This window comes from Paenibacillus sp. FSL H8-0261 (assembly GCF_045040645.1).
Taxonomy (GTDB): Bacteria; Bacillota; Bacilli; order Paenibacillales; family Paenibacillaceae; genus Paenibacillus_AQ.
The window spans coordinates 6,308,408-6,324,395 of record NZ_CP150297.1 but is presented as its reverse complement, the minus strand read 5'-3'; the positions used below and the strand labels follow the sequence as shown (position 1 = coordinate 6,324,395).

At 41.4% G+C, this 15,988-nt stretch carries 11 protein-coding genes; 10 read left to right on the top strand and 1 reads right to left on the bottom strand.

Features of this window, described 5'->3' with window-relative positions; translation table 11 throughout:
- Positions 1-518: 518 nt before the first annotated feature.
- From MHI27_RS28295 to galU, 5 genes are all read left to right on the top strand, one after another.
- Complete coding sequence (locus MHI27_RS28295; protein ID WP_042131279.1) at positions 519-728, top strand: DUF2759 family protein; 210 nt, start codon at positions 519-521, stop codon at positions 726-728.
- 128 nt (positions 729-856) lie between these two features.
- Entirely contained in the window at positions 857-1,990 is a 1,134-nt protein-coding gene (locus MHI27_RS28290) for a S1C family serine protease (protein WP_405175135.1), read from the top strand.
- A gap of 27 nt (positions 1,991-2,017) precedes the next feature.
- Entirely contained in the window at positions 2,018-3,931 is a 1,914-nt protein-coding gene (locus MHI27_RS28285) for a stalk domain-containing protein (RefSeq protein WP_405175134.1), read from the top strand.
- Between the two features lie 206 nt (positions 3,932-4,137).
- Complete coding sequence (locus MHI27_RS28280; RefSeq protein ID WP_341126698.1) at positions 4,138-6,660, top strand: U32 family peptidase; 2,523 nt, start codon at positions 4,138-4,140, stop codon at positions 6,658-6,660.
- A gap of 314 nt (positions 6,661-6,974) precedes the next feature.
- Positions 6,975-7,862: a UTP--glucose-1-phosphate uridylyltransferase GalU gene (galU, locus tag MHI27_RS28275; RefSeq protein WP_405175133.1), complete on the top strand. Its 888-nt coding sequence runs from the start codon at positions 6,975-6,977 to the stop codon at positions 7,860-7,862.
- A 71-nt stretch (positions 7,863-7,933) separates the two neighbouring features.
- Here galU and MHI27_RS28270 read toward each other — a convergent pair whose 3' ends face one another.
- Entirely contained in the window at positions 7,934-10,687 is a 2,754-nt protein-coding gene (locus MHI27_RS28270) for an O-antigen ligase family protein (RefSeq protein ID WP_405175132.1), read from the bottom strand.
- 171 nt (positions 10,688-10,858) lie between these two features.
- On the opposite strand from MHI27_RS28270, the gene MHI27_RS28265 reads away from it, so the two are divergent.
- Genes MHI27_RS28265 through MHI27_RS28245 form a run of 5 tightly spaced genes read left to right on the top strand, consistent with a single transcriptional unit; the run spans position 10,859 to position 15,981 of the window.
- On the top strand, positions 10,859-12,148 hold the full coding sequence (locus tag MHI27_RS28265) for a glycosyltransferase (protein ID WP_405175131.1): 1,290 nt from the start codon (positions 10,859-10,861) through the stop codon (positions 12,146-12,148).
- A gap of 1 nt (position 12,149) precedes the next feature.
- Entirely contained in the window at positions 12,150-13,226 is a 1,077-nt protein-coding gene (locus MHI27_RS28260; protein WP_405175130.1) for a mannose-1-phosphate guanylyltransferase, read from the top strand.
- A gap of 33 nt (positions 13,227-13,259) precedes the next feature.
- A complete protein-coding gene (gene gmd / locus MHI27_RS28255; RefSeq protein WP_375104170.1) occupies positions 13,260-14,228 on the top strand; it encodes a GDP-mannose 4,6-dehydratase in 969 nt (322 codons plus the stop codon).
- A gap of 18 nt (positions 14,229-14,246) precedes the next feature.
- Positions 14,247-15,203, top strand: a complete 957-nt coding sequence (locus MHI27_RS28250) for a GDP-mannose 4,6-dehydratase (RefSeq protein ID WP_405175129.1) — start codon at positions 14,247-14,249, stop codon at positions 15,201-15,203.
- A 40-nt stretch (positions 15,204-15,243) separates the two neighbouring features.
- On the top strand, positions 15,244-15,981 hold the full coding sequence (locus MHI27_RS28245) for an ABC transporter permease (protein ID WP_405176811.1): 738 nt from the start codon (positions 15,244-15,246) through the stop codon (positions 15,979-15,981).
- Positions 15,982-15,988 lie beyond the last annotated feature (7 nt).

Below are 15,988 nucleotides of genomic sequence, written 5' to 3'. Positions count from 1 at the left end.
ATAAAAAGAATACTAAATAATAGACGGGATAGGCATATGTAGGGCATGTCCGTCGTAAGATTTAATGAGGAACATGCTGTTACTGTAAGTATACTTAATGGGTAATAGAATAACTGTAGGCTCGATGGTTCCTTGAAAAATAAATAACTAATTGTAATATACATTTTGTTCTATTAAAGGCTTCAGCTACTAGATTGGGGAAGCAGCCTTAGAACTAAAATCAAACCGATAATCGGCTAATTTGAGGGGGCTTAATCCATAACTGATACTTCATTTCATCACCTTCAAAAAATAGAGCATTACTCGTTAGGTTTGTATCGCTTTTGCCGGAAAACATCAAACGTCAATGAACAAAATCATTAATTTATCCGATTTTGCAGTAATAAAATATTTTTTTTGCGACAAATACATAATTTTTCTACAAAACCTATTGCATCGCCCAAATGGTAGCGATAACATAGAAGAGGATATGGGGAATACTGGATCTTGCTTGACAACATTTTTGAGGAGGTAAGGTAATGCTACTTGCAGAAGTTGCCGCGCAAGGACCGTCTAAATTTCATACCTTTGATGTTTTTATGATTTTATTCACCATCCTAATTTTAGTTGGAGTCATTCGGTTACTGAGGGCTCCCCAGAAGAACAAGTTCGCCATTGGTTTCGGAGCGGTTAGTTTATTGGTTTTTATAATCTCTGACTATGCCATGGTGATGCATTGGTTAAGTTAACGGAAGAATTAAATTGAACAGCTTTGCACCAAAAGACTCCTTTAACGCCGTGGGCGCATTGAAGGTGTCTTTTTTCAAATTATATAATGTAAAATTTATCCATTAGCAGAGAGAGGGTCTGGTGAAGGTTGATGAGGATTGGGGAGAAGCTGGTGAAGAAAGGAATGGGCTTGCTGCTGTGCGGTGTGTTGCTGTCAGGAGTATGGAGTGAGTCGGTTTATGCGTTGGGTGATACGACTAAGACGGTTAGCGCGGCGACCACAACCCAGAGAGACAAAATCAAAAATTCAACAGCAGCGGAAGACCCCGTACCAGGGATTATTAAAAGTATCACCCCCTCCGTAGTGGGCATTATCGGCAAAGACGATAGTGGAGGCAATAGCGGACCGGATGATCGATACAATCTGACGCATGGTTCTGGGATTATTGTGAAATCGAATGGATGGATTGTAACCAATGCACATGTCATCAAGGATCTGCAGAATGCTTTGGTAGTGACGTCGGACTCCAAAACCTACAGCATTAAAGAAACATATCTAGATGAAGTTAGTGATCTGGCCCTGATAAAAATCAATGCAACCTCCCTTAAACCTGCAAAGTTTATTCCTTCGACCGGCAAAACCATTGTTGGTGAGAAGGTAGTGGCCGTCGGAACACCGATTAGCTTTTCTCTAAGGAATTCAGCGACCGTAGGGGTTATAAGTGGCCTTAACCGTGAAGTAGCTGCGGCTTATCGTCTGATCCAAAGTGACACAGCGATTAATCCCGGGAATAGCGGGGGCCCGCTAGTGAATATGAAGGGCGAAGTGCTGGGAATAAACAGTCTGAAATACTCAGCGGTGGGCGTGGAGAATATGGGCTTCTCTATACCGTCGGATACCGTGCAGTATATTATGAACCAGCTTTTTAAATACGGTGAAGTAAAACACCCGAGTCTTGGATTGGAGTTAGAGCCGAGTTGGTCCTCGATTGTGGGCTTGCCAACGCTCGATCCCCTGACTGTAACTAAAGTGATTTCTGCTGAAGCACGCAAGGCGGGTGTTGCCGAAGACGACGTCTTGTACAGCATTGACGGCCACCGTGTGGTCTCACTAGTTGATATTAATGAATTGTTTAAAAGCTATTCTCCAGGTACAACGGTACGACTGGTTATGCAAAGTGATGGGGATATCGTCATCCGTAAGCTGGTGCTCACTCAGGGTGATCCCCTATTAAGTGAAGAGGATGCAGGAGCAGATGGAGACGAGCATACGGAAGAGTGATCAGGAAACTTGAGAGGGGGACGGTAAATGGGCTTTAAAGTTTTAAAACAAGGATTGTGTGCGATGCTGGCCTTATTATTGCTATTTTCTATATTACCGATACCAACCGTACGGGCAGCAGAAAAAGACAAGCTGCAGCTGAGTCTTAAAGTTGGCAGTACTTCTGCTACGGTGAATGGCAAGAAGGTGACTATCGAGCGGCCTTATATGGAGAACGGAACGGTTATGGTACCGCTCGGGGTTTTTAAAAAGACATTTGGCAGCACGGTTTCCTTAGAAGGAAATGATGTAGTGAAAGTAACGTATGGCTCTCATACAGGGTTAATGACGATTGGTAGTATTAGTGCCTGGAAGGATGCGACTAAAGTTAAACTCACCTCCGCGCCTCGGATGGTTTCAGGTGTGTTGATGGTGCCGCTGCGTTTTGTGGCGAGTGTACTGGGTGCAACCCTCTCCCAGGGTAACGGTGGTGAGCTGATCATTACCTTAGCTCCTGCTGACAATGAAGGCGATGTGCCAGTGGATACTGGTATTGATAGCGATGTGGGGAAGACGCAAATTGGGAACAGCTATTATCGATGGACACTAAATTATCCGTCTGGACTGATTGCTGGAAATAGCGGTGGTGATGAGAGTGTGGCTACCTTCTCCAGTGCGGACAATCTTTATTATTTGGAGATTCATGCAAGTGATCAGGCAGTTGCTGTTGATGCAGATGGGCTATTAGAACAACTAGTCCGGGAAGTCGAGTTAGGCAGTGAACTGATATTAGACCGGGAGTCGTTCCCGAAAGCCTCTGTACCCTATGCACGATTGGTCAGTAAAGATTCTAGCGGAGCACTCTGGGAAAACAGGCTGATCTATGCTGAAGGTAGACTTTACGAGATTTATTTGACGGATGAGAAAGCCACTAATTATAAGGATTTAGCCAAATATGCGGGGTTACTGAGCTCTTTTCGGCCCTCTTTTGACACTAAGGATAACAAAATCCGTGATCTCTCTACCGTAAAGAATGGCTTAAGTGAAGCCTATAATGAGGACTATGGTATCTCACTACAGGTTCCTGCCGCTTGGACTAAGGATGACCAGCATTTTTATTATGAAAGCAAACAAGGAAGTCATTTGAGTGTGGCGATTACATCGGCACCTGCTGGTTCTACACTAGAGAGCTGGGCTGAAGAGTTGAAGACAAAAACGCAGGAGAACTTTGTAGCGGACGCTTATGTTTTTAAGGATAGCATGAAGTCTGAAATCTCCGGCGTACCTGCGCAAATAAGTGAGACACAGCTGAATTTCGGCAACGGTTGGGCGACAGAATATCAGGCACTCGTACTCAAGAATGGGTACCGTTACTATTTCGAATATGTGACACCTGCTGGACAAGAAGACGATAAGGCCAAATTTAAAGCCATTATATCCTCTATTGATATTGATTTTGATCTGTTGAAGGAGAACTTCGGGCGACTCGCTAGCGATGACTATAAGACAATCAAGAATAAAACGATAACCAAAGTATCTAAAAGATACGGCTATGCCATCGACATTCCACGTTTATGGACACCCAATCAAGATGTATTCGAGACACAGTTGGTAGAGTATCGGTTCATCGGAGGACGTTTCCAGATTAATTCGAAACCTGAGGGCTCAATCGATTATGCGGTGAATATGCTCAAAGATTCTTATCAGAATAAAAATAATGATCCTAAAGGTCCTCGCATTGAAAGTATAGTGGAGTCTACCTTTGCAGGTGTTTCTGCTACGATCCTTAATGTGCATCAAATCAAGAATGGTGTTCCTCTCCGCAGTAAGCACGTTGTTTTTGGCAAAAATGAGGTGGTCTACACGATTACTGTTACGCTGAATGATGCCAATGCTACTGCAGAACAGCAAGCTTTGTTGGATAAAACGCTGCAGTCGTTTCGGTTTACGGGGAATGAGTAGTTTAGAGGTGATTGGAGTTCATGACTAACTAATAGTAGAGTGTAATTCAATTAGATGAGAACGTCCTTGTAGCCTAAATGGCATGGGGCGTTCTTTTCTTTATATAAATGTTGGTAAACACATGGCGCTGAGATGTGATATTTGATACAATTATCAAGTTAATCAACTAGAAATGACCCGCCACATGGCGGTTTGGGAGGATATAAATGAAAGAGCAACAAATACGCAGAGAAGACGTGGAGCTATTGGCACCTGCAGGTGACTGGGACTGCATGCGTGCGGCGGTAGCAAACGGAGCGGATGCTATCTTTTTTGGCGTAGAGAAGTTTAATGCACGGGCGAGAGCGAACAACTTTCGCATGGACGAGCTGACGGAAATTATGGCGTTTTTGCATAGCTATGGTGTGAAGGGTTTCCTGACCTTTAATATACTGGTTTTTGAAAATGAATTGTCCGATGCAAAAGAACTGATTGACGCTTGTGTAGATGCTGGCGTGGACGCGGTGATTGTACAGGATTTAGGTTTGGTCAAAATGATCCGTGAAATCTCACCGGATTTCCCGATTCATGGATCGACACAGATGACCATTACTTCCCCGGAAGCGGTCGAGTTTACTAAGCCTTTCAGTTTGGAACGTGTGGTACTCGGTCGTGAGAACAATCTGAAGCAAATTAAGACGATTGGGGAGCAAGCCCGTCTGCCGATGGAAGTATTCGTGCATGGTGCTTTATGTGTCTCTTATTCGGGTCAATGTCTGACTTCGGAAATGTGGGGCGGACGTTCCGCCAACCGCGGTGAATGCGCTCAAGCTTGCCGTCTGCCTTATGATCTGATGGTGGATGGAGAAGTTAAACCTATGGGTGATGTGACTTATTTGCTCTCCCCTAAGGATTTGGCAGCTATAGATCTTATGCCTGAGTTGATCGAGGCGGGCGTAACTTCTTTCAAAATCGAAGGGCGCCTCAAGAGTCCAGAATACGTTGCGAATGTAGTTAGTAAGTACCGTAAGGCAATTGATCGGTATTTTGATGGCGATATGTCCAAACCATCGAAGGAAGAAGTTCGTGAACTGCAACAAAGCTTCTCCCGCGGTTTCACGCATGGTTTTCTAGATGGAACGAACAATAAAAAGCTCGTAGACGGCACTTTCCCGAAAAGCCGTGGTGTATATCTCGGAACGGTTGAACAAATTCTTCGTGATGGAGTTGTCTGCCGTATTCATGCACCTCTTAAGCGGGGAGACGGAATCGTGTTTGATGCAGGGGATCCGACGAAAAAAGAAGAAGGCGGACGCGTTTACGACCTTCGTCGTAAAGGTGTGAAGCTCGAAGGTGAAGCCGGAGAAGGCTGGATCATCGACATCGTAGCCGGTCGTAATGATGTGGATCTGCGTCGTCTAAATGTCGGTGACCGCATTTGGAAGACAAATGACCCTGCGTTAGACAAGGCGCTGCGCCAGACTTATGAGACAGAGAAGCCGTACCGGGTATTCCCGGTACATGTGCGAGTGCAGGGCTGCGTCGGCGAGAAGCTGACCACCTGGTGGACGGACGTTCAGAAGAACGTTACCGTCCGTGTGGACTCGGAGCTTGCGCTGGAAGCAGCACAAAAGCGTCCGATGGATACCGCGCTGCTGGAAGAACAATTCGGCCGCCTGGGCGGAACCGTGTTCCAGCTTGACGCGCTAGAGTCGCATCTGCAAGGCGACGTCATCGTCCCTATGCGCGAGCTGAACAGCATCCGCCGCCAAGCGGTGGAGCTGCTTGCGGGCGAGCGCCCGAAACCGCCCGTGTACGTGAAACGGGCGATCGAGGTCTACGGCGACGCTACCCGCAGGGGCGTCGCTCCGCAGCGCGCTGGTGAAGCGGAGCTCACCGCGCTGTGCCGCAGCCTGCCGCAGGTGCAGGCTGCGCTCGAGGCCGGCGTGAGAAACATCTACGCCGACTTCGAGTTTATCAAGCAGTTCCCGGCAGCGGTAGATGCGGTACGGGCTGCAGGGGCCAGCATCGCGCTGGCCACACCGCGCATTCATATGCCGGGCGAGAACGGCTACCACGCCAATATTCTGCGCCTGCAGCCTGATGCCGTGTTAGTACGCAATACCGGCGCGCTGTATTATTATCTGCGCCGCCGCCAAGAGCAGCCTGATGCCGTGCATCCACGCCTGATCGGCGATTTCTCATTGAATATTGCCAATCATAAGGCAGTGGATCTGTTCCTTGAGGCAGGCTGTGACATGGTAACACCATCCTATGACTTGAACATTCAACAGATGGTCGACCTGCTTGAACATAGTGATACCTCTCGTATGGAGATCGTAATCCATCAGCATTTGCCGATGTTCCACACAGAGCACTGTGTATACTGTACCTTCATGAGTGAAGGCACAGACTTTACGAACTGTGGTCGTCCATGTGAAGAACATCGCGCTTCTTTGCAAGACCGTATTGGAATGTCACATCCAGTTCGTGTGGATGAAGGCTGCCGTAATACCGTCTATAATGCAGTTGAACAGTCCGGTGCGGAGTATTTGAATAATTTCCGTGATCTAGGCGTATCCTCGTACCGCGTGGAGTTCCTGGAAGAGACACCAGAGCAAGTGGCTGAGGTAATTAGCCTCTATAGCCGCGCACTGCGTGGTGAGATCTCTGGTACGCAGGTATGGAAGAGCTTGAAGGCTACCAACCAGCTGGGGGTTACACGGGGGCAATTGGTTAACGCGAAGTAATTAAGGTTAAGAAATAGGGCTAGGCGACTACCAGAGGGTCTTCTGGTGTTGCTTGGCCCTTTTTTATAGATACGATCTCGTCCTCTTTGTTACTTGCATATACTAGATAATGTATAGGTGAGAGTTAGCAAAGGGGGGGATCTTGTAAAAGACTTATATAATTTCTCCCTCTCCGATTTGATTGGAATAGATATACAAATATAACAAACACTCTGACATTAATCTGTTATAACTGCTATAATTAAAGGAAATATGCCATTTTACTATACAGAGTATTTAAGATGGAAGAGTAACCGACAGAAGGAGTTAATGTGATGAAGATCCGTAAAGCCATTATCCCCGCTGCAGGTCTTGGTACCCGTTTTTTGCCTGCAACCAAAGCAATGCCTAAAGAAATGTTGCCGATAGTAGATAAACCGACGATCCAATATATTGTCGAAGAAGCAGTTGCTTCCGGAATCGAAGATATTATTATCGTGACGGGTAAAGGTAAACGTGCGATTGAAGACCACTTTGATAATTCTTTTGAACTGGAATTTAACTTAGCTGAGAAACAGAAGTGGGACCTTCTTGAATCCGTTCGTAAATCCTCCGAGATGGCTGATATCCATTACATTCGCCAAAAAGAACCAAGAGGTCTTGGACATGCGATTTGGTGTGCGCGTAAATTCATTGGTAATGAGCCGTTTGCTGTTCTGCTAGGTGATGATATCGTTGAGTCGGAGAAACCCTGTCTCAAACAGATGATGGAAGTATATGAGCAGTACAAATCCTCTATTGTAGGTGTCCAACCTGTGCCTTGGGAAGAAGTTTCCCGCTATGGATTGGTGGATGGAACTGAGTTGGCTGAGCGGGTCTATAAGGCCAATCGCCTTGTAGAGAAGCCGAAGAGAGAAGATGCTCCTTCTAATCTAGCGATTCTAGGAAGATATATCCTGACTCCACGCATCTTTGATATGCTTGGTGAGCAGCAGGTAGGTGTAGGTGGAGAAATCCAGCTGACGGATGCGATCTCCCGCTTAAGTGAAGTGGAGCGGATTATTGCTTATGACTTTGAAGGCAAACGTCATGATGTTGGTGAGAAGATGGGCTTCATTCAGACCACCATTCATTATGCACTTCAGCATGAAGAGCTTAAAGATGATTTACTTCGTTATATGAAAGAGCTTATAGATAGCGAAGTTGCTAAGGCAGGGCATTAAATAGAACTCATATCATTGAAAAAAGCGTGCCCTGTAATTACAGCGGCACGCTTTTTTGATTTCTTTCTGTTTTAGAATTGTGAATTTGCGATGGCCTCGATTTGTGCTGCTTCCGCAGGATCAGCTGCGATCAGTGAATTGTATATCGCCTGATCTTCGCCACCAGTTTTCGTCAATGCAGCAAGGTACCAACGGGCAATTTCACGATTCGTTGCATCTGCGAAATCTTGGCTTATGGCTGGTTTCAAGATGGAGACTGCATTTTGTAGCTGTCCAGACATATAATGCATTTTCCCTACCTTCAGTTTCACATCTGGAGCAAGAGTCTTGGAAAGTTCATTATCCGCAAGTACATGATTGTAGGCCAAAAGCCCAACGGCAAAGCCAGCTTTCATATTTTCTAATCTATCTTCATTATCTTGTTGTGCGTAAGCCGCTTGTCCTAAATCAAAAGAACGGCTGATGAGTGAACTGTACCAATCAATATTCCATGGAGTTTCACTATTTATAATATCCGTGTAATTAGCATCTGAACTAAGCTTCAGAGTTGTCTTTGCTGCATCTTCTTGCCCAGATAATAGCTGCATTTTTCCGACGTTCAAAGCCATTGCTGGTGTTACTGAGAAAGGACGCCCTTGCAATTGTTCTGGTGGAAGAGTCTTCAAATGTTCTATACCAGTGAGAACATGATCATAGGCTTCTTGAGCTTCATTGAAATACGCTTGTTTTTTTGTCTCATCCTTTTGGTTAAGGGCTTGCTGACCTAATGCAAAGGAACGGCTGATGAGAGTATCATACCAACTAATATCCCAGTTGAACTTATCAGCATTATCACGGTAAACACCGTATGCAAGATCATTTTGACCTTTTAGGTCATAATAGGTTACTAACTGAGTTAAAATATTTTTGTTGTATGGTTCATCCTCTAGTGCTCGAGTCAGTACACTATAAGCCTCATTTAGAAATTGTTCATCCTGATTCTGCTTAAACACCTGTAGATCTAACGAGGATAGGTATAAGACTGATTCTGGATGACCTGGACGTGTTTTTAAAGCCTCAGTTAATGGTTTCTTAATTTCCTCGTAAGAATTACTAACCCCGATTAGATTTTTACCCTTTAGGGCTGCATTACTGGAACCAATATAGCTAATCGAGAGGAATATCAAGAATACAGTTCCTACTGTGAGAACAGCGGAATATCCAAGCCGCAAACCAGTTTTATTCCAACTTTTACGTAGCTTTTTACTATCCATGACAACTGCCATTCCCGCCAGTCCAAGGAAGACGAGTATTCCCATAAAGGCATAACTCATATTGAAATCTAGTAGACTGTGAACAAGAATGGATAGAGCAATAATTAGATAAAAGAAACCATTCTCAAAATCATTTTTATCCCGTTTCACATACCCACGAATGTATTTATAGAAAATATACAAAATGAATCCCATAAATACGATAAAACCAAGGATCCCAACCTCAATCAAGTATTGTAAAAAGAAGTTATGCACTTGGCGGCTGGTGTAAGGGTTGTTCTGATAGTGCTCATATAATGAGGACCATCCACCACCACCAGCACCAAGAATCGGATAATCCTTAACTACCTTCATCGCATCTTTATAAAAAGTAATCCGCTCAAGAACACTATGTTGCTGGAAGTTGATGTTCTCAAGACGAGTTGCCATATTGCTAGGTAAGATATTTTTTGCGCTTGTACCTATTAGTAGGAAAGCTACAATTCCGACGAGTGCAACAGAACCAAGTGGAATCCATAGACCTGTCAGTTTACGCGACGACCAATTGCTAAGCTTCTTCTCTAGCCAAGGAGCGACAAACCTCTGAATGACCCAAGATACTACAGCAACAGCCATTGAAGCTCCAAGCAGATAACCCCAGCCCTTCAAGGCACCGGAAGAAGTGAAATTCGTATTTAATTCTAATCCTAGGTTAGTCACTGGAGTCGTAATGAGTAACGAAGCAATACCAGCAAAACCAAGATGTAGAATCCAAAGGATTTGCTGTGCAGGTTTCAAGAACATCAGCAGCAATATAAATACTACAGGTAGCAATACTAGGCCACCACGAGATAATGTTAATAAGATTGATACAATGATGGGAACTAACATAAAGCTATGTGTTAACGTTCCGTACCATTTTTTAGAGCGAATAAGAGCAAATATAGCTACAAATAGAAAGGCCATCAAGAACGCTGCGTAGGTATTTGCATATTGAAAGATCGAAGTCAGACGAAGTCCGTTAGAGTCTGTCATAACTGCATCTAAATAGATGCCATTACGAACAGTGTTCGAAAACCAACCTACTAGAACTCCTGCTAATTTATTGCTTCCCAGCCAATTTAGAAGTCCAAAACCTACTATGAAATAAGCAATTGCTAGAATAGCGTTTTGAATGACAACATTTACTTGCTTTTGCTTCAAGAGATAAAAGGCTATAATGAAGACTGCAACATACATGCTCTGAATAAACAACATATTCATTGCCATATAATGCGAAACTGCGACAAACAATGATAGAGCATAAGTCAGAGGCAGTAATATTGAAGCTGAAGCCACTAAGTCCCTCTGTTCATCTAGTTTGAATTTTTTGTAGTATAAGCCAACGCAGACTAGCAGCAAAAGTCCACTTACTAGTGCTGACACATATATAGGCTTCTCGAAGTCTAACTGCTGTCCGTTAAATAATCCCACTTGAAATGGGGCCCAACATAAAAATAAAATAAAAGCAACAACCAAGGCCCATATCGGACTTGCTGTCTTTTCAACATTTCTCGACTGAGCGGCGTTTTTACCGTATACTGGTTTCGACACGTTATAATCTCCTTTTCCTGTAGGTACGACAATATTTTAGCATATAGTATAATCATTGAGCTACTTTAATCCAAGTCTGTGATGTTAAATAACTAAATGTAAAAGAAATACTTTATCTAGATACTGTATGGAGGCTTTATTAAATGAAACGAAACGGGAAGATAAGTTGCTATGTCTAATGCTAAATCTTTTATTTATAAGAGACTTTATAAATTGGCTGTTAAATTAAAACCAATAGCAGTCAAATTATTTTCTTTAGAAACTAGACAGAGGATAAAGAAAGGCTTACTTAAAACTGCCTTTCCAATCCATAAGAATGGCACATCGGAGAATAATAAAGGTGCATTAACGGGTGTGAATTTAGTTGGGTATTCTAGAGCGGAGATGGGTATAGGAGAGTCTTGCAGAATAGCTGCTAAAAGCTTGAATGCAGTAGAAATTCCATTTGGAATTATCAATTTTACAGGTACTAATTCTGCAAGCATGAATGATAATACCTGGGTACATAAGGAAATGGCAGACCCTGAGTATAATCTTAATTTGTTTCATATTAATGCTGAGCAAATGATTGAAGTCTATGCGCATTACGGGAACTCTATTTTTAAAAATCGTTATAATATTGGATTCTGGCATTGGGAATTACCTGATTTCCCAGACGACTGGAAAGAAAGCTTTAATTTAGTAGATGAGATTTGGGCACCTTCTACGTTTGTAGTTGACTCTATTGCTATGAAAAGTCCGGTTCCTGTTGTTAAGATTCCTCATAGTATTGAAGTTAGTATTACTGATGTTAGGGATCGGACTTATTTTAATTTGCCTGAACAAACGTTTCTCTTTCTTTCTATGTATGATCTGAAAAGTTATCAGGCCAGAAAGAATCCTCAAGCTTCTATTATGGCATTTCAATTAGCTTTTCCACCTGATGATGATTCTGTTGGTTTGGTTATTAAGGTGAACAGTGTAGAGCGAGATTCGAAAGAGTTGAATGAATTACATGAGCTTATTGGAAATTACAAAAATATTTTCTTGATAGATAGAACTTTATCTAGAAATGATACCAATGCATTAATTTCTGTAATTGATAGTTACGTATCACTTCATAGAAGTGAGGGCTTTGGCCTTGGATTAGCGGAGGCTATGTATCTTGGTAAACCGGTTATTGGAACAAATTGGTCATCTAATGTGGATTTTATGAACCTTAACAATTCGTGCTTAGTGGATTATAGATTAGTACAGCTAGATCATGATCATGGACCTTATAAAGCTTATCAATACTGGGCCGATCCTGATGTAAAGCATGCGAGCCAATATATGCGTAAACTTTGTGACGATAGGAACTTTTATGAAGCAATTTCGTCTAAAGGTGAGGAACATATAAAGAAGAATTACTCTCCACAAGCGATAGGCGAATTGATTAAAAAGAGATTAGAATATATTTCTTTGTGGAAATTTGGAGGATGAAATGACAATTACTTGTGTAATCATGGCAGGTGGAAAAGGGGAGCGTTTCTGGCCTAAGAGTCGAACGAATCTCCCAAAACAGTTTCTAAATATCTCAGGCAACAAATCGATGATTCAACAGTCAATAGCTAGATTAGAGAAGTTGATAGATATCAGTCAGATCTTCATTGTTACCAATGAACTGTATGCTGAATTGATCAAAGCGCAAATTCCGCATTTACCGCATTCGAATATTATTATTGAGCCAGTTGGGAGAAACACAGCACCTTGTATTGGGTTAGCATCTATTATTATTGAGGACCGGTTTCCTGATAGTACAATGATAGTTATTCCTTCAGATCATATTATTGAGAATGAGGAAGGGTTTATCCAAATTTTAAAAACTGCAGTTGAGGTTGCACAGGATAATAGTAATCTTGTAACTCTTGGTATTCAACCTACCTATCCGGAGACCGGATATGGATACATTGAAAGCAGTGACCAATTCAAGGAAATTAATGAGTTGAATGTTCATAAAGTAAATAAGTTTGTTGAGAAACCTGATTTAGATACGGCTCAAGCTTATCTTGAATCTGGTAATTTCTTTTGGAATAGTGGTATTTTTGTTTGGAAAATCGAGACGATCAGAGGTTACATTAAAGAACTTATGCCAGAGATGCATGATATTTTGGAGACTATGAAAACAGTATTTGACTCTGAAAATCGTGAAACAATCATTCGTTCGGAGTTTCTTAAAATGCCAGACCAATCTATTGACTATGGAATTATGGAGAAAGTAAATAATATCTATGTTATTCCTTGTGTATTCGGATGGGATGATGTTGGTAGCTGGACTGCTCTAGAGAGAATAAGTGATCTCGATGAGAATGGTAATGTTATCAAAGGTAATATATTAAACCTAGATACAAAACGTTGTATTATTGAGAGCAATGGTAAATTAATTGCAACACTTGGTGTTGAAGATTTAATAATTGTTGATACTGAAGATGTAACCTTAATTTGCACAAAAGACAAGGCTCAAGAAGTTAAGCTGCTGCTCAAAGAATTACGTATGCAGAAGCTTGAACAATATTTGTAATTTACAATTAACATTAAAGGGGAAGTTATTACAATGACTAAGCACGCACTCATTACTGGTATTACTGGACAAGACGGTTCATATTTGGCAGAACTTTTGCTTTCTAAAGGATATAAGGTATTCGGTTTGCGACGCAGAACAAGTGTGCCGATTCTTGAGAATATTGAACACTTGAAAAATGAAATAGAATTTATTGACGGGGATTTGCTAGATATGGGCTCTCTGATTAATGCAGTACGCATCTCTAACCCGGATGAAGTATATAACTTAGCGGCACAGTCATTTGTGGCAACTTCTTGGATTCAACCGGTTGCTACAGGACAAGCAACGGGGATCGGCGTAACAAACATGCTTGAAGCTGTACGCTTAGTAAAGCCAGACGCTAGATTCTATCAAGCTTCCAGCAGTGAAATGTTTGGGAAAGTAGTAGAAACTCCACAAAAAGAAACTACGCCTTTTTATCCACGTAGTCCCTACGGAGTTGCTAAAGTATACGGACACTGGATCACTGTAAATTATAGAGAAAGCTACAATATGTATGCTTGCTCCGGTATTTTATTTAACCACGAATCACCTCGTCGGGGTATTGAATTCGTAACACGTAAAGTTACTGATGCTGTTGCAAGAATTAAGCTTGGACTGCAAAATGAACTTCGTTTAGGTAACTTGGATGCAAAGAGAGACTGGGGCTTTGCAGGCGATTACGTGAGAGCTATGTGGTTGATGCTACAACAAGATAAAGCGGATGATTTCGTGATTTCAACTGGTGAAACACATACTATTGAAGAATTGGTGGAAATCGCATTTACCCATGTTGGTTTGAATTGGAGAGATTACGTTGTAATTGATCAGAAGTTTGTAAGACCAGCTGAAGTAGATCTGCTGCTTGGTGACTGCACCAAGGCTAAAGAGAAACTGGGCTGGGAACTTGAAGTTGGTTTTGAGCAGCTAGTGAAGATGATGGTGGATAGTGATTTGGAGAAGTTAAAAAAAATCCACTAATATAAGGATGGATCAAATATGAGAGCTCTTATTACTGGGGTGAATGGTTTTGTTGGGTTACATTTGGAAGAGTTGTTAAAGGTACAAAACATAGAAGTCTGGGGAACTAGTCGTATTCAATCTGATATACAAGATAGTTCACTTAACAGAGTTCAACTTGAATTTAATAATGAAGAAGAAATAATCAAGATTTTGAATGATGTTAAACCTGACTTGATCTTTCATTTGGCTGCTCAAAGTTCTGTAAAGAAGTCCTGGGATAGTATAACTTTTACAATGGAATCAAATGTGATTAACGCTGCTGTTTTTTATGAAGCAATTAGACGTTCTAAGATTGCTGAAATGACTAAGGTCCTTTCCATAGGGTCTTCGGAGGAATATGGTATTGTTTCTGCAGACAATATTCCAATAAAAGAGAACAGTTTCCTTAATCCTATTAACCCCTATGGAATATCTAAGGTCTCTCAGTTTATGTTGGCAAAATTATATGCATCTTTGGGCATGAATGTAGTACATGTAAGACCCTTTAATCATATAGGACCTGGTCAGGGTTTGGGTTTTGTAACTACTGACTTTTCTAATCAAATCGCTAAAATAGAAGCTGGAATGATAGAACCAATAATGAGCGTAGGAAATCTCTCTGCAAAGAGAGATTTCCTCGATGTTAGGGACATTGTTCGTGCATATAGTCAAATAATTCATAGTGGGATACCAGGCGAAGCATATAATATATGCTCTGCTTCCCCACTTTCCATATCGGATGTACTCGATAATCTTATTAAATTATCAACTTATGATATTCAAGTGAACACAGATGAAAGCTTGTTAAGAAATGTTGATATCCCATTATATGTGGGGTCTAATGAGAAAATAAAAAGCTTGATTGACTGGAAACAAGAAATTCCAATTGAAAAGACCCTAGAGGACACTTTGAATTTTTGGCGTGAAAAAATTCAAAAAGAAAGAAGAGTTTAGATTGAAAAAAATATTGCTTGAATTAACGAACTATAGGCAGATGATAAAGAGCATGGTTCTTTCGGACTTAAGAACCAGATACAAAGGATCTGTTTTGGGCTTTTTATGGACGTTTTTGAATCCCTTATTAATGCTATTAGTGTATACGATTGTGTTTTCAACTATTATGAGATTCGACATGCCTAATTACACTATATATATGTTTATTGGTCTTTTGCCGTGGATGAATTTCTCGTCATCGATACTTGGTAGTGCTAGTGTCATTATTCGCAATTCAAATCTCATAAAGAAAATATATTTCCCTCACGAAGTGCTCCCTTTATCAACTGTATTAGGAGGGATAGTGAATTATTTATTTGGTTTGATAATTATGGTGGCTGCTATTTTTATTAGCGGTATGTCAATGTCTGTACATGCCTTTTATTTTCCAATTATTTTATTTTTGCAATTCCTTCTTACCTATGCATTAACTTTGCTCTTTAGTTCATTAAATGTTTATTTTCGAGATTTAGAGCACATATTAGGAGCGATTGTTATGGCATGGTTCTATTTTACTCCTATTATTTATCCAGCAACTATGATTCCAGAAAAATATCAATTTATTTTTAATATCAATCCTATGAAACCTATCGTAGAGTCTTTACAAGATATTTTTTATTATCATCGTAGTCCTGTATTTGGGACTTTGTTGCAATCCTTAGTATATAATTTAGTGCTGTTAGTGGTCTCTTGGGTAATATTCAGAAAACTTAGCAGAAGATTTGCTGAAGAAGTTTAAAGGAGGG

Bases quoted from the DNA above. Each gene is read 5' to 3' on its own strand.
- MHI27_RS28295 (WP_042131279.1), top strand. From the start codon at position 519: ATGCTACTTGCAGAAGTTGCCGCGCAAGGACCGTCTAAATTTCATACC.
- MHI27_RS28285 (WP_405175134.1), top strand. From the start codon at position 2,018: ATGGGCTTTAAAGTTTTAAAACAAGGATTGTGTGCGATGCTGGCCTTA.
- MHI27_RS28280 (WP_341126698.1), top strand. From the start codon at position 4,138: ATGAAAGAGCAACAAATACGCAGAGAAGACGTGGAGCTATTGGCACCT.
- galU (WP_405175133.1), top strand. From the start codon at position 6,975: ATGAAGATCCGTAAAGCCATTATCCCCGCTGCAGGTCTTGGTACCCGT.
- MHI27_RS28265 (WP_405175131.1), top strand. From the start codon at position 10,859: ATGTCTAATGCTAAATCTTTTATTTATAAGAGACTTTATAAATTGGCT.
- MHI27_RS28260 (WP_405175130.1), top strand. From the start codon at position 12,150: ATGACAATTACTTGTGTAATCATGGCAGGTGGAAAAGGGGAGCGTTTC.
- gmd (WP_375104170.1), top strand. From the start codon at position 13,260: ATGACTAAGCACGCACTCATTACTGGTATTACTGGACAAGACGGTTCA.
- MHI27_RS28250 (WP_405175129.1), top strand. From the start codon at position 14,247: ATGAGAGCTCTTATTACTGGGGTGAATGGTTTTGTTGGGTTACATTTG.
- MHI27_RS28245 (WP_405176811.1), top strand. From the start codon at position 15,244: ATGATAAAGAGCATGGTTCTTTCGGACTTAAGAACCAGATACAAAGGA.